This is a genomic window from Pseudomonas sp. Tn43 (genome assembly GCF_014192635.1).
GTDB lineage: Bacteria > Pseudomonadota > Gammaproteobacteria > Pseudomonadales > Pseudomonadaceae > Aquipseudomonas.
This window is the reverse complement of record NZ_JACHYG010000015.1, coordinates 55,715-75,729: the sequence shown is the minus strand read 5'-3', so window position 1 is coordinate 75,729 and position 20,015 is coordinate 55,715. Positions and strand designations below refer to the sequence as shown.

Here is a 20,015-nt window from a genome sequence, read left to right as displayed (position 1 = left end):
GCGGCCGGGTGGCTAATGGAGAGACGTTACATTTGGTGTGCAACACAAAAACAATAGGGGAGCGTGCTTTTGTGGGGAGGGGGCTTGCCCCCGTTGGGGCGCGAAGCGGCCCTGAATCCATTGCAGTGCATCAGATGCACCGCATGAGATGGTTTACGACTGCTTCGCAGTCGAACGGGGGCAAGCCCCCTCGCCACAAAAGCCCGCCCCACAGGGTTTTGTGTTGTTAGACCGGTTGCAGAGGCATGGTCAGTTCGACCCGCAAGCCATCCGGGCGGCTGTCGAAATGCAGGGTGCAGCCGCAACGCTGGACGATGGCCTGGACAATGGCCAGGCCGAGGCCACAACCGGTGCTTTGGCCGTTGCGCCAGAAACGTTGGGTCAGGTGGTGCAGGTCATCTTCGGCAATTCCCGGGCCGTGGTCGCGGACCAGAAAGCGCACGCGATTGTTGGTGGTTTCCAGGCTCAGCTCCACGGCCCCATTTGCCGGGGTGTGGCGCAGGGCGTTGTCGAGCAGGTTACGCAATGCGGCAATCGACAGCACTGCCGGCATTTGCAGCGGTGCATCGGAGAATGTGCTCGGCAATTGAAGCTTGATCCGCTGACGATCACCGCTGGCGGCATCCTGAATGGCCAGTTTTGCCACCTGCTCGGCGCTGCATTGCACGCCGTCATCGAACGACAGACTACCCTCGACGCGCGCCAGCAGAAGCAATTGTTCAAGCGTGCGGTGCAGACGGTCGGCGCCCTCCTCGGCCCGGGCCAGGGACTGGTCCCGAGCGCTGCCTTCGGTCATGCGCGCCACTTGCAGGTGGGTTTTGATCGCGGTCAGCGGGCTGCGCAACTCGTGCGCGGCATCGCCGGTCAGGCGCCGCTCGCGCTCGATGGTCTTGCCGATGCGCAGGAACAACTGATTCTGGGTTTCCAGCAGCGGTTGCAGTTCGCTGGGCAGCGGCTGGATCTGCAACGGTTCCAGGGAATCGGCGCTGCGTCGCATCAACGCATCGCGCATGCGATTGAGCGGTGCCAGTCCCTGACCGATGCCGAGCCACAACAAACACAAACAGCCCAGCAGCGCCACACCGACCGGTACCGAGGCCGCCAGCAAGATGGACATGTTCAGCGCTTCGCGCTCGATTTGCCGGTCGGCGGTGGTAATGCGCACGTCACCGCGCGCCAGGGTGAAGCTGCGCCATGGTGCGCCGTCGATCATTTGATCGTGGAAGCCCATTTTTTCGGCTTCCAGGGTTTGTTCGGGGCTACTGTGGCTGCGGGCCAGGATTTCGCCACGCAACGAGCTGACCTGACAGGCCATGCCGCCAGGGATACTCAGCTGTTCAGCACTGAAATGGGTCCCTTCGCCCTTGCTCGGCAACGCCGGCAGTTGCTCCAGCAGCCCGGCCACCATCCGCGCCGACGCCACCAACCGCTGGTCCAGGGAAAACATCATCTGATTGCGCAGATCACTGAGCATCCAGGCGGCGGCCAGGGCCCAGATCAGCGCAAACGCGGCGCCGAGGGTCAGGCTCAGGCGCAAACGCAGACTCATCACTTCGATTGCTCTCCGCCATCGGCCGGCCCCAGGCGATAGCCCAGGCCGCGCACCGTCTCGACAATGCCGTTGCCGAGTTTGCGCCGCAGGTGATGGATATGGACGTTCAGGGCGTTGCTTTCCAGTTCGTCGTTGAAACCGTAGACGCTGTCCTTCAACTGCTCGGTGGACAGCACCCGGCCGCGATTGTGCAGCAAGGCTTGCAACAGCGATTGCTCTCGGCGCGACAAATCCACCGGTTGGCCACCGAGCAGGGTTTCGCGGCTGCTCGGGTCGTAGGTCAAACGACCGTGTTCAATCAGGTTGACGCTGCGCCCCGCCACGCGTCGCAACAAAGTGTGCAAACGCGCGGCCAGTTCGCGCAGGTCAAACGGTTTGAGCAAGTAGTCGTCTGCGCCGGCTTGCAGGCCGTCGACGCGGTCGGTGACCGAATCCCGGGCGGTGAGAATCAGCACAGGTATTTCCAGACCGCCATGGCGCAGCTGTTGCAGCAGCTTCAAACCGTCTTCATCGGGCAGGCCAAGGTCCAACACCATGACGTCGAATTCGGCGACCTTCAGCATCGCCCGTGCCTTTGATGCGGTGCAAACGTGCTCGACGGTCAGGCCTTGAGCGGTCAAGCCGGCAATGATGCCGCTAGCGATCAGCTCATCGTCTTCGCAAACCAGTACGTGCATGCTGAGTCCCGTAGAAAAAAGGTGATTAAGACGTTAGGCCGATTAAGCGGACATTATGCCGCAAGCGTCATTGCCACAAGGCCAGTGCGGTTAATCATCGGTTAATCGCCGCCACCCATTGTGCACCTCACTTGCACAGGGACAAGGCTTACCCATGCGTCGATTATTTTTATTGCTGGTTCTATTGATCTGGGGTGTCGCTCAGGCCGGAACGAATCCGTTCGAGACCAAAACCGATTTTCTCCCTGTGGAAAAAGCGTTCACCTTCACGTCTGAACGCCTTGAATCCGGAGAAACCCAGCTCTATTGGCAAATTGCCGACAATTACTACCTGTATCAGAAACGCCTGAAATTCGACGGTCTGGCGCCGGAACAACTGCCGGCGCTGCCACAAGGCGAGTTTCACAGCGACGAGTTTTTCGGCGAACAGCAGGTCTATCGCCAGGGCCTGGAGTTGAAGATCCCGGCCGGGGCCACGGGTCAGGTCAAGGTGGGCTTCCAGGGCTGCGCCGATGCCGGTTTGTGCTATCCGCCGCAGACTCAAGTCATCGATCTTGGCGCCAGTAATGTCCTTGCGACGTTTAATGAAGAAGCGCCCGATCAGGCCTTGGCCAGCGACCTGCAACAACGGGCGCTGGGCTGGAGCCTGGCAGTGTTCTTCGGCCTGGGGCTGTTGCTGGCGTTCACGCCTTGCTCGTTGCCGATGCTGCCGATTCTGGCGGGGTTGATCGTGGGCAGTGGAGCCACGCCTAAACGCGGTTTCGCCCTGGCGACCAGTTACGTTGTGAGCATGGCACTGGTGTATGCGGCGATGGGCGTGCTGGCGGCATCGCTCGGTGCGAACCTTCAGGCGCTGCTGCAAAACCCTTGGTTGCTCGGCAGCTTTGCCGCGATTTTCGTGCTGCTGGCCTTGCCGATGTTCGGTTTCTTCGAGCTGCAATTGCCGGTGGCGGTGCGGGATCGACTGGAACATGTTTCGCGCAATCAGCGCGGTGGCAACCTGATCGGTGCCGGTGTGCTGGGGGCCTTGTCCGGCCTGCTGGTGGGGCCATGCATGACCGCGCCACTGGCCGGTGCCTTACTCTTTATCGCCCAAAGCGGCAATGCATTGCACGGTGGGCTGATTCTGTTCGCCATGGGCATCGGCATCGGTATACCGCTGCTGTTGCTGGTGACTGTCGGTAATCGTTTCCTGCCCAAGCCCGGTGCCTGGATGAACCTGCTCAAAGGCGTGTTCGGTTTCCTGTTCCTCGCCACTGCGCTGCTGATGCTGCGTCCGGTACTGGATGAATCGCTGTGGCTCGGTTTGTGCGGCGCCTTGCTGCTGCTCGCGGCCTATAGCGCCTGGAAGCAGTCGCAGGGGTTTGGCCGGATTGCCCATCTGTTCGGCGCCAGTTCGCTGCTATTGGGTCTATGGGGCAGTCTGCTGGTGGTCGGTGCGGCGGGTGGCAGTGATGATCCGTATCAGCCATTGCAGGTGTACAGCGCCGGCCGTACCGACGCCGTGCCCGACATTCATGATGCTTTCACGACGATCAAGGACCCCACGGTGCTGCAACGCGAACTCGATGCGGCCAAAGCCCGGGGGCAATGGGTGCTGCTGGACTACTACGCCGACTGGTGTGTGTCGTGCAAAGTCATGGAAAAACAGGTCTTTGGCAAACCGCAAGTCCTGCAAGCGCTCAGCGATGTGCGCTTGCTACGGCTGGACGTCACCGCCGACAATGCCGCCAGCCGCGAATTGCTCGGCCGTTACAGAGTGCCAGGGCCGCCAAGCCTGTTGTGGATCGGCACCGACGGCATCGAGCGCCGCAGCCAGCGCATCACCGGTGAGGTCGATGCCGACACTTTCCTGCAACGTTGGATCACCACCCGAGACGCTCGTTAATGCTGACCTTTACCCTCGGCACCTTTGCCATCGCGCTTAATCACCTGCTGCTGATCAGTGCCCTGGCGCTGGCGACTTTTGTCGGCTGGCGGGTGGCCAAGCGTGGTGGCGAGAACCCGGAGTCGGTGCTGTTCAGCCTGTTCCTGCTGGGCCTGCTGGCCGCCCGGGTCGGTTTCGTGATTGCCTACTGGGCGCAGTATCGCAACGATCCATGGCAGATCATTGACCTGCGCGATGGTGGTTTCCTCGCCTGGCCGGGGGTGGTCGTGTTGTTGCTTGCCGCGTTGTATCGAGGCTGGCGTCGCCCGGACATGCGTCGGCCATTGGGCTTTGGCGTGATCAGTGGGCTGGCGTTCTGGCTGCTGGCGACGTTTTCCTTGAATCTTTATGAACAAGGCACGCGTCTGCCACAGATCACCCTGCGCAATGCCGCTGGCCAAACCATACAGCTCAGCGACTACCAGGGCGGTCCGCTGGTGATCAATCTTTGGGCCACCTGGTGCCCACCGTGCCGCCGGGAAATGCCGGTGCTGGAAAACGCCCAGCAACAGCGTCCGGACCTGACTTTTCTATTCGTCAACCAGGCCGAAAGCATGCAGAGCGTCAGCACCTTCCTTGAAACCCAGGGCCTGAGCCTGACGAACGTACTGTTCGATGGCAGCGCTCGATTGGGCCAGGCCGTGGGTTCCATGGCATTGCCGACTACGCTGTTCTATAGCCCCGACGGGCACCTGCTGGGCAGCCATCTGGGCGAACTCTCTGAAGCGAGCCTGGCCCGTGCCCTGGAAAACTTCGACACCCCGAACCCGGCCACCCCGGCCACGCCTTCAAGGAAATTGCCATGCTCCGCCTCCGCCACCTGCTGACGTTAACCCTGGGTGCCGCCCTGCTGCACTTGCCGTCGGTTCAGGCCGAAGAATTGCCTGAAGCCATCAAAAAGATCGAAGCCAAGGGCGCCAAAATCGTTGGCACCTTCGAGGCGCCCGATGGCCTGCGCGGTTATGCGGCGCAGTACCAGAATCGTGGCATGGCGCTGTACCTGACCCCGGACGGCAAACATGTACTGCTGGGCAATTTGTACGACGCCGAAGGCAATGACCTGAGCAGCGCGCCATTGCAGAAACTGGTCTATGCGCCGATGGCCAAGGAAATCTGGGGCAAGATGGAAGCGAGCAACTGGATCGGTGACGGCAATAAGGACGCACCGCGAATCGTCTACCTGTTCAGCGACCCGAATTGCCCGTACTGCAACCTGTTCTGGGAACAGGCGCGACCGTGGGTCAAGGCCGGCAAGGTGCAATTGCGGCACATCATGGTCGGCATCATCCGCGAAGACAGCCCGGGCAAATCCGCCGCGCTGCTGGCGGCCAAGGATCCGCAGAAAGCGTTGGCCGACCACGAGAAATCCGGCAAGGACAGCTCGCTCAAGGCCCTGAAAGATGTGCCGCCGGCGATTCAGGCGAAACTCGCGGCGAACATGCAGTTGATGGAAGAGCTGGAACTGGCCGCCACCCCGGCGATTTTCTACATGGACGACAAGGGCCAGCTGCAACAACAGCAAGGCGCGCCGTCGCCGGAAAAATTGGTGAAGATTCTAGGGCCGAAGTAATCTCCACCGGCCTCTTCGCGGGCAAGCCTCGCTCCTACAGGATTTATGTGATTCGCGAGTATTGCGATCGACACAAATCCTGTAGGAGCGAGGCTTGCCCGCGAAGGCGTCCGTCTGATCGACTAAGTTCTCTCAGCCAAAAACTTCAACAGCGCATCTGTAACAAACTGCGGATTCTCCAGATTCGAGATATGCCCCGCCTGCGGTACCAGCACATACGGGCAACCGATCAATTCAGCCATCTCTCGGGTTTCCGACGGCGGTCGCGGTTTGTCCTGATCGCCGCACATCAACAGCGTGGTTTGAGGGTTCAGTTCACCCAGGCGCGGCAGCAAATCATCACGACCAAAGGTAATCCGTCCCATCGGCACGATGCTTTCACGCAAGCGGTCGGCCGGCAGCGCAGCCAGTTTCGCGCGGAAATCCTGATACAGCGCCGACTGCGGATCGATGCCCGGACGGAAGAAAATCGGTACCACGATGTCGAGCAACTGCGGCGAGATCTCACCGCTGTCTTCAATCTGTTTGAACAACGAGAAATAGTATTGGCGGGTCGGTTCCGGTTCGACGCCGACGTAGGTGTCCATCAGCACCAGCCCATTGAGCCGTTGCGGTGCTGACAGCGCCAGGCGAACGCCCCACATGCCGCCCACTGAAAGACCGACCAGCGTAATGCGGTCGATGCCCAGATGATCGAGCAAGGCCAATGCCTGGCGCGCCACGTCATCCAGCGACGTTGTGCACTCGGGCATCCGCCCGGATTGGCCATGGCCCCACAGGTCCAGGGCGATGACTCGATGGCGCTGCGACAGCGCCGTAATCTGTGGCGCCCACATGGCTTGGTCCCACAGGTAACTGCCGGCCAGCAGAACTGCTGGGCCTGTGCCTTGATCCATGTAGTGAAGCGCTTGTCCATCAACCGTTACGAAGGGCATCGACTGTCTCCCCGGTGAAATCGGATCCATTAAAAAGCACAGGAAGACTGAGCCGCGTGGGCTCGACAGTCAACCCGGTTGAAGATCAAAAGATCGCAGGCTTCGCCAGCTCCTACAGGGGCTCGGCGTACACACACGCGCGAACCAAATGGGCTCGGCGTACACACACGCGCGAACCAAATGGGCTCGGCGTACACACACGCGCGAACCAAATGGGCTCGGCGTACACACGCGCGAATCGGGCCCGGCGTACACCTGTAGGAGCTGCCGCAGGCTGCGATCTTTTGACTTTAGAGCCCCTCCAACTCCGCCATCAGGTCATTCAAGCGATCCACTTTCTTCTTGGTCATGTCGCTCGCCGCCAACCCGTCGATGTACTCGGCCAGCTCCGCCACCGTGCTGCACTCGAACATCGCCCGCAGCGGCACGTTGCGTTGCAAGGCTTTTTGCACCCGTGAGGCGATCTGGGTGGCCAGCAACGAATGCCCGCCGAGCTCGAAGAAGTTGTCACGCACGCCGACTTTTTCGACCTTCAATACCTCGGCCCAGATATCCGCCAGGGTCTGCTCCAGCTCATTGCGCGGCGCCTGATAGGCCTGGCTCTGCAATTGGCCAATCTCCAGCGCCGGCAAGGCCTTGCGATCGAGTTTGCCATTGGCGTTGAGCGGTAGCTTGTCGAGCCACAACCAGTGCAGCGGCACCATGTATTCCGGCAATTCAGCGCGCAAACGTTGCTTGATACGCTCCAGTTGTTCGTTCGGATCCAGCGCCGACTCTGCAGCAACCAGATAGCCGACCAAATGCTTGCCGTTGACCCCGTCCTGCACCCCCACCGCTGCATCGCGAACTTGCGGCTGCTCGTGCAGACGGGCCTCGATTTCACCCAGTTCGATGCGGTAACCGCGAATCTTCACTTGATGGTCGATGCGTCCGACGTATTCCAGCACGCCGTCGCTGCGCCGCCGGGCCAGGTCGCCGGTGCGATACAGGCGATCCCCCGGCGCGCCGAACGGGTTTGGCACAAACACTGGCGCAGTACGCAACGGATCGCTCACATAGCCGCGCCCCACCCCGGTGCCCGCCACGCACAACTCTCCCACGGCGCCCAATGGCACCAGCTCCAGCGCGCCATCGAGCAGGTACAAACGGTTGTTGTCGGTTGGCGTGCCAATCGGCAGATAACTGCCACGAGTCGAGGCCAGATCGACGCGGAAGAACGCCACATCGTCCGAGCATTCCGCCGGACCATAGGCGTTTACCAAACCAGTCTGCGGGTAATGCAGCAACCATTGATGCGCCAGTTCCGGCGGCATCGCTTCGCCGGTCGGCAGCATCCAGCGCAGGCCATCGAGGCTCATGCGATCCTGGGCAAGCATGCCCTGAATCAGCGACGGCACGCTTTCCAGCACGGTGATGCCCTGGCTCTGAACGTGGGCCAACAAGCCTTGCGGATCGTGGGCAATGCTGTTCGGCACGATGTCCACCCGAGCGCCGAACAGCGGTGCCGCGAGGAACTGCCAGACCGAGATATCGAAGCTTTGCGAAGCGGTCTGCGCGATCACATCGGTCTCGCTCAATTTCAGGTACGGCACCTTGCTCAACTGGTTATTGAGCATGCCACGCTGCTCGACCATCACGCCCTTCGGCAGGCCGGTGGAGCCCGAGGTGTAAATCACGTAGGCGAGGTTGTCCGGGCCGCTGTAAATGCCCGGATTGGCCGCCGATACATCGCTCGCCTGCACGTCTTCCCAGACCAGCAATCGAGGTCGATTGGCACAACCGAATTCTTCCAGCAGCGCGACGGCTTGGTCACGACAGGCTTGAGAGCAAACCAGCAACGGTGTGCGGCTCAGGTCGATGATTCGGCTCAAGCGCTGACTCGGCAGGCCCGGGTCCAGCGGCAAGTAACCGGCACCGGCCTTGAAGCTGCCAATGATCATGCCCAACAGATCAAGGTTACGTTCGGCGAGCAACGCCACCGGTTGATCCAGGCCGACGCCAGCCGCAATCAGCGCATGACCGAGGCGGTTGCTGCGCTGGTTCAACTCCACATAACTGAGTTGCTGTTCCAGACAACTGGCGGCCATTCGCTGCGGATGCTCGGCAACCTGCGCTTCGAACAACGAGACATAGCTGTGCTCCAGCGGATAGTCGTGTTCGCTCTGGTTGCAGCCATGGATCAGGAAGTCCTGTTCCTCGCGCGCCAGCAGCGGCAGATCGGCCATGTCGCCATGGAAGCCTTCGACCAGCGCCAGCAGCAGGCGCTTGAATTCGCCGAGCATGCGCTCGACCGTGGATTCATCGAAATAGCGCTGGTCGTAGGACAGGTGCAAACCCAGGTCATCGCCCGGATAACACACCGCCGTCAACGGGAAGTTGGTGTGGGTGCGGCCCGAATCAGAGGTCGCGTTGAGGCTCTGCGCACGGTCCAGTACCGAGACTTCCACCGGTGCGTTTTCGAACACGAACAGGCTGTCGAACAGCGGCTGGCCTTTAGGCAACTCGCTGTTTTCCTGAATGCTCACCAGCGGCAGGTATTCGTACTCACGCAGCTGCATGTTGCTGTCGAGCAGACCGCTGAGCCACTGCCGAACGCTGCAACGCTGATCGTCCTCGGGCATTTTCACCCGCAGGGCGATGCTGTTGATGAACAGCCCGACGGTGCGCTGCATCTGCGGCATGTCCACCGGGCGCCCGGCCACCGTGACGCCGAACAGCACGTCGCGATCGCCGCTCAGGCGACGCAGCACCAGCGCCCATGCCGCCTGGGCGAAGGTGTTGATGGTCAGCTGATGGGCCTGGGCCAGTTCGCGCAATTGCGCACCGTCGCGGGCATCGAGTCGGGTATAGCGGTCGCCGACGATCATGCCGCCGCTGTCGCCGGCATGTTCACGCAGGAACGGCCGATCGCTCGGAATCGGCGTGGTGCGCTCGAATCCTTGCAGGTTCTGCCGCCACCACTGTCGCGCTTCGGCCAGGCTCTGGCGTTGCAGCCAGCCGATGTAATCGCGATAACGCGGCGCCCCGGCGAGTTGCGCTTCCCGGCCTTCGCCGAGGGCGGTGTAGATCTCAAAGAAATCGTTCATCAGCAGCGAACGGCACCAGGCATCGATGAGGATGTGGTGGTTGCTCATCATGAACCAGTAGCGCGCCGCGCCCACGCGGATCAAGCGCAGGTGGAACGGTGCCTGATTGAGCAGATCGAACCCGGCCTCACGCTCGCTTTTGAGCAGCGCCTGCAACTTCGGCTCTTGCTCGGTTTCGGCAACCGCACTCCAGTCCAGATAGTCGATCGGTGTGCTGCCCGGTTTGTGGATCACTTGCAGCATGTCTTCGCCGACGTTCCAGCAGAAGGAGGCGCGCAAGGCTTCGTGTCGGGCGATTACCGCTTGCCAGGCCTGGGCGAAACGCGCGGGGTCGAGCTCGCTGTTGATGCGGTAGCGGTCCTGCATGTAATAGAGGCCAGTGCCCGGTTCGAGCAAGGTGTGCAGCAGCATGCCTTCCTGCATCGGGGTCAGCGGGTAGACGTCTTCGATCATCGCCGCCGGAACGGGCAATGCGTCGAGTTGCGGCTGAGTCAGTCTGGCCAGCGGGAAGTCCGAGGGCGTCAATCCGCCTGCGTCATCGCTCAGGCAATGCTGGATCAGGCTGTGCAATTCGCCCAGATACGCCTCTGCCAGATCGGTGATGGTTTGCACATCATGACGTTCGGCGCTGAAGGTCCAGCGCAGCACCAATTCACCACCGTAGACCTGACTGTCGATGCTCAGCTCGTTGGGCAGCGGAGCGTGTGGATCGTGTGCCGCGCCCACCGGTTCATCGAGCGGGCGGAACAGCGCATCACTGCCAAAGCTCTGGTCGAACTGCCCCAGGTAGTTGAAGGTGATCGGCGCCACCGGCAGCGCGGCCATGGTCTGGCGGCACAGGCCATCGGCCAGGTAACGCAGCACGCCATAACCCAAACCTTTGTGCGGCACCGCGCGCAGTTGCTCCTTGATCGCCTTGATTGAGGCACCTTGTTCATTCATGGGTGTGAGACGCAGCGGGTAGGCACTGGTGAACCAGCCCACAGTGCGGGTCAGGTCGATCTCGTCGAACAGGGTTTCGCGGCCATGGCCTTCGAGTTGAATCAATGCCGACTCATGACCGCTCCAGCGGCACACCACGCGGGCCAATGCGGTCAGCAGCAAGTCATTGACCTGGGTGCGATAGGCCGTCGGCGCCTGTTGCAGCAATTGCCGGGTGCGCTCGCTGTCGAGGCGCACGCTGACGGTTTGCGCGTGACGATTTTGCTGACTGCCTTGGGCACGATCACAGGGCAATTCAGCGCTTGGGCCGGCCAGTTGCGTCTGCCACCAGCTCAACTCTTCGCGCAGGGATTCGCTGCCGGCGTAAGCCTGCAACCGTGCGGCCCAGTCCTTGAAGCCGCTGGTTTTCGCCGGCAGTTTTACCGACTGCCGGGACTCGAGTTGACGATAGACCGTTTGCAGATCGTCCAGCAGCACCCGCCACGACACCCCATCCACCACCAAGTGGTGAATGGCAATGAACAGCCGTTGTTGCCCCTCAGGATCATCCACCAGCAGCGCCCGCATCAGCGGCCCGTGCTCAAGGTCGAGGCCGCGTTGAGCATCGGCGAACAACGCCGCGCAGTTGTCCATGGCCGGCACGTGTACCTGCCACAGCACGGCAGCGTCGGAGATCGCCTGGTGCCGGGCCTGCCAATGGCCGCCAACCTCGGTGAAACGCAGGCGCAAGGCGTCGTGCTGTTCGATCACTGTCAGCAGCGCTTGCTCCAGACGATGCGGTTCCAGCGCCACGGTCGGCTCCAGCAGCAACGCCTGGTTCCAGTGTTGACGCTGTGGAATGTCGGTATCGAAGAACCAATGCTGAATCGGCGTCAGACGCGATTCGCCGGTGAGCGAACCTTGCTCGGCAGTGACTTGCTCGGTGCGGGTCGCCACGGCGGCCAGCGTCTGCACGGTCTGGTGCTGGAACAGCTCACGCGGGCTGAAGTGAATGCCCTGCTGCCGCGCACGGCTGACCACCTGGATCGACAGAATCGAATCGCCGCCCAGTTCGAAGAAGTTGTCGTTGAGGCCGACCTGCTGGACGTTCAGCACTTCACGCCAGATACCGGCCAGGGTCAGCTCAAGTTCATTGCGCGGCGCCACGTACTGCTGACGGTTCAACGCCGGGTCCGGGGCCGGCAGTGCGCGGCGGTCGAGTTTGCCGTTGGCAGTCAGCGGCATGCTGGCCAGCAGGATCAAGTGCGTCGGCACCATGTAATCCGGCAATTGCGCTTTGAGGTGCGTCTTCAATGCTTCGCGCAATGCAGTTTGTTGCGTTTCATCCTGTTCGGCGACGTGGGTGGCCAGGTAGCCGACCAATTGCTTGCCGCTCGGCGCGTCGAGGGCCAACACCACCGCTTCACGCACGGATTCGTGTTCCAGCAAACGGGTTTCGATTTCCCCCAGTTCGATGCGGAAACCACGGATCTTCACTTGATGGTCAATGCGTCCCAGGTACTCCACCAAGCCATCGGCACGCTGACGGACAAGGTCGCCGGTGCGGTACAAACGTCCGCCGTTCACTGCAAAAGGATCGGCAACAAACCGTTCGGCGGTCATGCCCGGACGCTGGTGATAACCCTGCGCCAGGCCGGCACCACCGACATACAATTCGCCCGTCGCGCCTTGTGGCACCAACGCCAGATCGGCGTCGAGGATGTACGCCACCCGAGCGCCGATCACGCTGCCGATCGGCACGCTGCCCAGGCCTTCTTCCAGTTGCTCCGGCGCGAGGCTGGCCAGCGGCATGACCACGGTTTCAGTCGGGCCGTAAGCGTTGAAAAACAGGCTCGGTTTGAATGCCGCACGAATCCGTTGCAAGTGTTCGCCGGTCAGGGCTTCGCCGCCGGTGATGCACATGCGCACCGGCAGGGTCTCGCCCCGGGTGGCCAGCCATTGCGCCAACTGGCTGCCGTAGCTTGGGGTGAAACCAAGAATGTTGATGTTGTGCCGGCGAATCAGCCCGCAGATTGCTTCTGCGTCCCACTGGCCTTGCGCCCGCAGGACCACCTGCGCACCGCTCAATAGCGGTACCAGCAGACGCTCGGTCGCGGCATCGAAGTTGATCGAATAGAAGTGCAACTCGCAGTCATCCGGGCGCATACCGAAGCGCTCGATTACCGCGCGGCAATGCATGGCGATTTCACCGTGGGACACCACCACACCTTTCGGTTTGCCGGTGGAACCGGAGGTGTAAATCAGGTACGCCTGATGTTGCGGCAGGTTGATAAACGGCAATTCAGTGGCCGGGTAATTGGCCAATTCGACGGTATCGTCTTCCAGGCACCAACGGCCGACACTGGCCGGCAATTCACCGAGGGCCGCGAACATCGCCGCATCGCTGAGCAGCAAACCGATGCCGCTGTCTTCGATCATGTAGTGCAAGCGATCCAGCGGGTATTCCGGGTCCAGCGGCACATAGGCGCCGCCCGCCTTGAGAATCGCCAGCAGGCCGACGACCATCTCCAGCGAACGCTCCAGCGCCAGACCGACCCGCACCTGCGGGCCGACTCCACGCGCGCGCAGCATCCAGGCCAGACGATTGGCGCGACTGTCGAGCTCGGCGTAGCTCAGGGTTTGCCCGGCGAAGGTCAAGGCCGGCGCGTCCTTGCGCACCAGCGCCTGTTGGCTGAACAGATGATGAATGCATTGATCGAGGCGATGTTCACCCGGTTCGATGCCGAGGCTGTCGAGCAGGTTTTGCTGTTCGGTGGCGTCCAGCAACGGCAGTTCACTCAAGCGTTGTTGCGGATCGGCGAGCAACGCTTCCAGCAGGTTGCGCCAGTGCCCGGCCATGCGCGCAATGCGCGGTTCGTCGAACAGATCGGTGCTGTAGGTCAGGCAGCAACCGAGGCGATGGTCAAGGTCGGTGACTTCCAGATTGAGGTCGAACTTGGTCGCTCGCGCATCGTTGGCCAGGTACTCGACCGTCATCCCGGCCAGGGTTCGGCTCTGCTGGAATTCCCAGCGCTGCACGTTGCACATCACCTGGAACAGCGGGTTGTAAGCCGCACTGCGCGGTGGCTGCAAGGCTTCCACCAGATGATCGAACGGCAGGTCCTGATGGGACTGGCCTTCGATCACAGTGTGACGAACCTGCTCGAACAACTCGCCGACAGACATCTGCCCGTCGAGCTGGCAACGCAGCACTTGAGTATTGAGGAACGCGCCGATCAGCCCTTCGCTTTCCGGGCGAATGCGGTTAGCCACCGGCGCCCCGATGCGCAAATCGGTCTGGCCGCTGTAGCGATAAAGCAGCACCGCCAGCGCGGCCGTCATGGTCATGAACAGGGTCAGACCGTTTTGTGCGTTGAAGGCACGGACTCGCGCCGCAAGATCATCGCTGAGGTCGAAGCGGAACAGTTCGCCCTGATGGCTTTGCACCGGCGGACGCGGACGATCGGCCGGCAGCTCCAGCAGCGGATGTTCGCGGCCCAGTTGCGCGGTCCAGTAATCGAGCTGGCGCTGACGTTCGCCGGACTCCAGCCACTGCCGCTGCCACACGCTGTAATCCAGGTACTGCACCGGCAGCGGTTGCAGCGGCGAATCGCGGTCATCGACGAACGCTTCGTAGAGCTCGCTCAGTTCCCGGGCGAAGATGTCCATCGCCCAGCCTTCGGTGACGATGTGATGCAGGGTCAGGACGAAGTAATGCTCCTGCTCGGCGGTCTTGACCAGGCAAGCACGCAGCAGCGGCCCGGTTTCCAGATCGAAAGGTTTATGGGCTTCGTCATCGGCCAGTTGCTGGACCTGCCATTCGCGGCTATCGGCATCCAGCGTGGTGAAATCCTTCCAGTCCATGCGCAGGCGGGTGTCTGGATGCACCTGTTGCCGGGCCACGCCGTCGACGCTCGGGAAGGTCGTACGCAGGGTTTCGTGACGCATGATCAGCGCTTGCAATGCCGCTTCGAAACGCCCGACATCCAGCACGCCGCGCAACCGCGCCATGCCGCCGACATTGTAGGCCGGGCTGTCCGGCTCCATTTGCCAGAGGAACCACATGCGTTGCTGAGAATAGGACAGTGGCACCGCTTGGCTGCGGTCGACCTTCTCGATCGGCGGCTGTTGGTTGGTTTTGCCGCTGGCCTGGATCAAGCGAACCTGTTCGGCAAAAGCACCGAGTTCACTGGCCTCAAACAGCGCCCGCAGCGGTAACTCGACGTCGCAAGCTTGGCGGGTGCGGGAGATGATTTGCGTGGCTAACAGCGAGTGGCCGCCGAGGGCGAAGAAGTCGTCGCGCAGGCCGATCTGTGTTTGGCCCAGCACCTCGCGCCAGATGCCGGCGATCTGTTGCTCGAGGGCGGTGACCGGTTCGACATGCTCGCGGACTTGCCATTGAGGTTCCGGCAGGGCGCGACGGTCGAGTTTGCCGCTCGGGCCCAGGGGCATTTCATCCAGACGCATGAGTTGCGCCGGGACCATGTATTCCGGCAGCTCGGCGGCGAGTGCGGCTTTCAGGCGTGTGGTTTGAGCCTCGATGGTTTCGTGGGTTTCAGTGGCGGTGTAGTAACCGATCAACTGCCCACCCACCGCCGTTTCGCGTACCAGCACCACCGCTTGGGCGATGCCGGATTGCGCCAGCAGACGCGCTTCGATTTCTTCCGGCTCGACACGAAAACCACGCAGTTTGACTTGCTGATCGAGACGGCCGAGGTATTCGATCACGCCGTCGGCGGTCCAGCGCGCACGGTCGCCAGTGCGATACAGCCGAGCGCCCTGCTCGCCCAACGGATCGACCACAAAGCGTTCGGCGGTCAAGCCTGGACGCCCCAGGTAACCTCGGGCCAACCCGATACCGCTGATGCACAGTTCACCCGGCACACCAACCGGTACCGGATTGAGGTCGCTGTCGAGCACGCGGCACACCACGTTGCCCAATGGCCGGCCAATCGGCGAGCGCTCGCCATCGGCCGTTGTGCAATGCCAGTGGGTGACGTTGATCGCCGTTTCGGTCGGGCCGTAGCGGTTGTGCAGTTGCACCGCCGGCAGTTGCGCCAACACCCGGTTGCGCAATTCGGCGGGCAAGGCTTCGCCGCCGGAGAACAATCGGCGCAGGCTGGTGCATTCGGCGCTGAGCGGTTCGTCGATGAACAACGAAAGCAGCGGTGGCACGAAGTGCAGCGTGGTCACGCCGTACTGCTGAACAAGCTGTGCGATGCGGTGCGGATCGCGGTGTTCGCCGGGGCCGGCGAGCAGCAGACGACATCCGGTAATCAACGGCCAGAAGCATTCCCACACCGACACGTCGAAACTGATTGGCGCTTTTTGCATTAGCACATCGGTTTCGTTCAGGCGGTAAGTGTTTTGCATCCATTGCAAGCGCTCGGCAAGGGCTGCATGCGTATTACCAACGCCCTTCGGCTGACCGGTGGAACCGGAGGTGTAAATCACGTAGGCCAGGTTGTCGCCATGCAGGTGCAGACCCGGCGCGTGGCTTGGCCAGTTCTCCAGATGCAGGGCGTCCATGGCAATCACGCTGACGCCATCGGTGGCCGGCAGGCGGTCGAGCCATTCAGTTTGGGTCAGCAGCAATTCGACGCCACTGTCACTGAGCATGTAGGCCAGGCGCTCGGCAGGATAATCCGGGTCCAGCGGCACATAAGCGCCGCCAGCCTTGATGATCGCCAGCAAGCCGATCAACAACTGCGGCGAACGCGAGGCGGCGATGGCCACGCACACGTCCGGGCCGACGCCTTTGTCGCGCAGGTAATGCGCCAGGCGATTGGCCTGGGCGTGCAGTTCGGCAAAATCCAGACTGCCGCCATCCCACAACAGCGCGGTGCGTTTTGGAGTCTGGCGCGCCTGTTCGTTGAGCAACTCCGGCAGCCAGTGGCTGGCCGGGGTGCAGGATGCGGCGCTCCAGCGGGATTGTTGATCGTGCTCGCTCGGGGTCAGCAATTGCAGGTCGCCGATGGCGGTTTTCGGTTGCTCACAAATGGCTCGCAGCAGGTTGCTGAAATGCTCGGCCAGACGCTCGATAGTCGCCGCATCAAACAACTCGCTGGCGTAATCGAACGACAGGCTCAGACGCCCGTTGCGGTCTTCTTCGCTGTGCAGTTGCAGGTCGAACTTGGCTTCGCGACTGTGCCACGGCAGCTCTTCGGCGAGCAGTCCCGGCAAGCGACGCAGCGCAGTGAGGTCCCGTTGCTGATGGTTGAACATCACCTGGAACAGACCCTGCTCCCGGGCCTGGGGGAAAGCTTCGAGCAGTTGTTCGAACGGCAGGTCCTGATGCGCTTGCGCATCCGATGCGGCTTGACGGGTTTGCGCCAGCAACTCAACGAACGGCAGTCGCGAATCCACCTCGGCGCGCAACACCTGGGTATTGATGAAGAAGCCGATCAGGCCTTGGGTTTCCAGACGCGGACGGTTGGCATTCGGCACGCCGATGCGGATGTCCCGTTGGCCGCTGTAGCGATGCAACAGGCTCTGGAATGCTGCGAGCAACAGCATGAATGGCGTCGATTCATGGGCCTGGGCAGTCTGGCGAATGGCATCGCTCAGGCTCGCATCCAAACGCAGCGTGTGGCGGGCGGCGCTGTGAATGTGTTGCGCCGAACGCGGATGATCGGTGGCCAGGCTCAGGATCGGATGATCATCACCCAACTGGTCTTTCCAGTAAGCGAGTTGGCGTTCGCTCTCCCCTTGCGCCAGCCACTGACGCTGCCAACTGCCGTAATCGGCGTACTGAATTGGCAACGCTGGAAGGCTGGTACTCAGGCCTTGAGAAGTGGCCGCGTACAACCGCGAGAATTCGTCGAGCAGCACGTTCAACGACCAGCCGTCGGCGATGATGTGGTGCATGGTCACCAGCAGTTGATGGTCTTCATCGCCAAGGCGCACCAGCGTCACCGACAGCAGCGGGCCTTTTTCCAGATCGAATCGGGTGCGGGCTTCGTCCTCGCGGATTTGCTGCGCGCGGGCTTCACGCTCGGTGGCTGGCAGGTCACTGATGTCAATCACTTGCAGGTTGAATTCGCCGGCAGCAATGACCTGTTGCAAGGCGACGCCATCGCGCTCGAAAAACCGCGTGCGCAGGGATTCGTGACGTTCGATCAGTTGCTGGAAACTGGCACGCAAGGCGTCTTCGTCCAGTTCGCCGCGCAGGTGCAAGCCACCGGGAATGTTGTAGGCGCTGCTCTGGGGGTCGAGTTGCCAGGTGATCCACAGACGGTTTTGCGCCAGGGATTGTGGCATGGCGTCGCTGCGCGACAAGGGCATGATCGCGCCTTGGGCCACGCCGCCATCCTGTTGTTGCCGGGCGACAGCGGCGGCGAATGCGCCAAGGGTTGGCGCTTCGAACAACAGGCGCAGATTCAGCTCCAGCCCCAGCTCTTCACGCAGGCGCGCGACCACTTGAGTGGCGGCGATGGAGTTGCCGCCGAGCAGGAAGAAATGGTCATCGGCGTTAACCTGCTGGACCTGCAGTTGCTCACACCAGAGCTGGCCGATCAGGGTTTGCAGCGCTGAGCCGGTATGGGTTTCAGACGTGCTTGCGATGTCTGCCGACGGGAATCGTGCATAACTGTCGAGGCTGCCATCGGCCTGGCGATTGCGGCAGGCCGAGCGTTGCAACTTGCCGCTGGACGTCTTCGGCAGCGCCCCCGGGTTGAGCAATACCACCACACTCGGCGCTTGCTGATACGCCTCGGCCACCGCTTGACGGATAGCTTTGATCAACGCCTCGGGCGGCAGGATTTTCTGCACGCTGCGGCTGATTTCAGCGGCGATGCCAATGCCTTCCTGCCCGTCGATGTTGACCGCGAACGCGGCCACGCGACCTTTGCGCACCACCTCCACTTCACGCTCGATGGTCTGTTCGATGTCCTGCGGATAGAGGTTGTGACCATGCACGATGAGCATGTCTTTCAGGCGCCCAGTGATGAACAGCTCACCGTCACGCAAAAAACCGAGGTCGCCGGTGCGCAGCCAGGTGCGACCGGCATGCTGGACGAACGTCTTGGCCGTGGCTTCGGGGTTGCGCCAGTAGCCATGGGCAATGCTCGGCCCGGTGGCCCAGACTTCACCGATCGCGTTGTCGGCGAGTTCTTCGAGCGATACGGAATCGACAATCAGCACCGCGTGATCCGGCTGGCTGATGCCGCAGCTCATGATCGGACTGCCATCGCCCGGTTCGGCTCGGTTCTGCGCCAGCGCTTGATCATCCACGCGCAACGCCGGGATGCCTTGGCCGCGCGGGCTGCCGGCCACGAACAACGTGGCTTCCGCCAGGCCGTAAGAGGCCATGAAGCTGTCCGAGGTAAAGCCACAGGCCGCGAACTTCTCGGCGAAGCGTTCCAGGGTGTCGAGGCGGATCGGTTCGGAACCGGAATACGCCACACGCCAGCCACTCAAGTCGAGGCGTTCCAGCGCCGATTCGCTGACCCGCTCGCTGCACAGTCGATAGGCGAAGTCCGGCCCGCCGCTGATGGTACCGCCGTATTCGCTGATCGCCTCCAACCAGCGCAATGGCCGGCCGAGGAAGTAGGCCGGCGACATCAACACGCAGGGCACGCCACTGAAAATCGGCTGCAACAGGCCGCCGATCAAGCCCATGTCGTGGTACAGCGGCAACCAACTGACGATCACGTCGTCGGGGTTCAGGTCGATGCCGAATCCGTGGCGAATCAACAGTTCGTTGGCCACCAGGTTGCCGTGGCTGACTTGCACGCCTTTAGGCAACGCCGTGGAGCCGGAGGTGTATTGCAGGAAGGCAATGTGATCGCCGTGCAAGTCCGGCGCGACCCAATGTTCGGCCAGGGCGCTGTCGAGGGTGTCGACACACAGCAGTGGCGGCGCCTCGTTGATTTGCAGCAAGGCGTCGCGCTGGTCGGCGCAGGTCAGCAGCAAGCGCGGTTCGGCATCGCTGATGATCGACAGCAGACGTTCCTGATGATGACGACGGGTCGATTCAGGTGGATAGGCAGGCACCGCGATAACGCCTGCGTACAGACAGCCAAAAAACGCCGCGACGTAATCCGGGCCACTGGGAAACAACAACACCGCACGATCACCAAACGACGTCTGGGCCTGCAACGCGCCGGCAATGGTTCGCGCCCGCTGATCGAGCTCACGATAACTGAGCACCACAGCCTGATCCTGGGTTTGGGCGAGAAAACGCAAGGCCACCCGGTCCGGCGTCAGGGCCGCGCGGCGCTGAAGGGCTTGGACCAGAGTGCTGGGAAGTTCGAACGCGTCGGTCATGAGGTTTCCTGCCTGAATTCGGCTTGCAAGTGGAATCGGTTTTCGTACGCCACACCCATTCATCGGGTATGCGGGACGCG

The 20,015-nt window shown here is 61.9% G+C and carries 7 protein-coding genes; 3 read left to right on the top strand and 4 right to left on the bottom strand.

Annotated features, from left to right (window positions below):
- Positions 1-226: 226 nt before the first annotated feature.
- Together FHW68_RS24875 and FHW68_RS24870 are read right to left on the bottom strand one after the other, a co-directional pair.
- Positions 227-1,552: an ATP-binding protein gene (locus FHW68_RS24875; protein WP_095634644.1), complete on the bottom strand. Its 1,326-nt coding sequence runs from the start codon at positions 1,550-1,552 to the stop codon at positions 227-229.
- Complete coding sequence (locus FHW68_RS24870; RefSeq protein WP_095634645.1) at positions 1,549-2,229, bottom strand: response regulator; 681 nt, start codon at positions 2,227-2,229, stop codon at positions 1,549-1,551. Before FHW68_RS24870 ends, FHW68_RS24875 begins: the two co-directional genes overlap by 4 nt.
- A 154-nt stretch (positions 2,230-2,383) precedes the next feature.
- Between FHW68_RS24870 and dsbD the strand changes: the two genes are divergently transcribed.
- The 3 genes from dsbD to dsbG are packed head-to-tail and all read left to right on the top strand — an operon-like array spanning position 2,384 to position 5,726.
- Positions 2,384-4,117: a protein-disulfide reductase DsbD gene (gene dsbD / locus FHW68_RS24865; RefSeq protein ID WP_095634646.1), complete on the top strand. Its 1,734-nt coding sequence runs from the start codon at positions 2,384-2,386 to the stop codon at positions 4,115-4,117.
- Positions 4,117-4,983, top strand: coding sequence for a TlpA disulfide reductase family protein (locus FHW68_RS24860; RefSeq protein WP_183683576.1), 867 nt, complete (start codon positions 4,117-4,119; stop codon positions 4,981-4,983). Before dsbD ends, FHW68_RS24860 begins: the two co-directional genes overlap by 1 nt.
- Positions 4,959-5,726 carry a thiol:disulfide interchange protein DsbG gene (dsbG, locus tag FHW68_RS24855; RefSeq protein ID WP_095634648.1) on the top strand — a complete coding sequence of 256 codons (768 nt, stop codon included), beginning with the start codon at positions 4,959-4,961 and terminating at the stop codon, positions 5,724-5,726. The genes FHW68_RS24860 and dsbG overlap by 25 nt, the downstream gene beginning before the upstream one ends.
- Positions 5,727-5,848: 122 nt before the next feature.
- Here dsbG and FHW68_RS24850 read toward each other — a convergent pair whose 3' ends face one another.
- Both FHW68_RS24850 and FHW68_RS24845 read right to left on the bottom strand, forming a co-directional pair.
- Positions 5,849-6,661, bottom strand: a complete 813-nt coding sequence (locus FHW68_RS24850; protein WP_183683574.1) for an alpha/beta fold hydrolase — start codon at positions 6,659-6,661, stop codon at positions 5,849-5,851.
- A 290-nt stretch (positions 6,662-6,951) separates the two neighbouring features.
- Positions 6,952-19,935, bottom strand: a complete 12,984-nt coding sequence (locus FHW68_RS24845) for a non-ribosomal peptide synthetase (RefSeq protein WP_183683572.1) — start codon at positions 19,933-19,935, stop codon at positions 6,952-6,954.
- Positions 19,936-20,015: the final 80 nt, after the last annotated feature.

Coding starts and splice junctions, on each gene's coding strand:
- FHW68_RS24870 (WP_095634645.1), bottom strand. CDS start 2,229: ATGCACGTACTGGTTTGCGAAGACGATGAGCTGATCGCTAGCGGCATC.
- dsbD (WP_095634646.1), top strand. CDS start 2,384: ATGCGTCGATTATTTTTATTGCTGGTTCTATTGATCTGGGGTGTCGCT.
- FHW68_RS24860 (WP_183683576.1), top strand. CDS start 4,117: ATGCTGACCTTTACCCTCGGCACCTTTGCCATCGCGCTTAATCACCTG.
- dsbG (WP_095634648.1), top strand. CDS start 4,959: ATGCTCCGCCTCCGCCACCTGCTGACGTTAACCCTGGGTGCCGCCCTG.
- FHW68_RS24850 (WP_183683574.1), bottom strand. CDS start 6,661: ATGCCCTTCGTAACGGTTGATGGACAAGCGCTTCACTACATGGATCAA.
- FHW68_RS24845 (WP_183683572.1), bottom strand. CDS start 19,935: ATGACCGACGCGTTCGAACTTCCCAGCACTCTGGTCCAAGCCCTTCAG.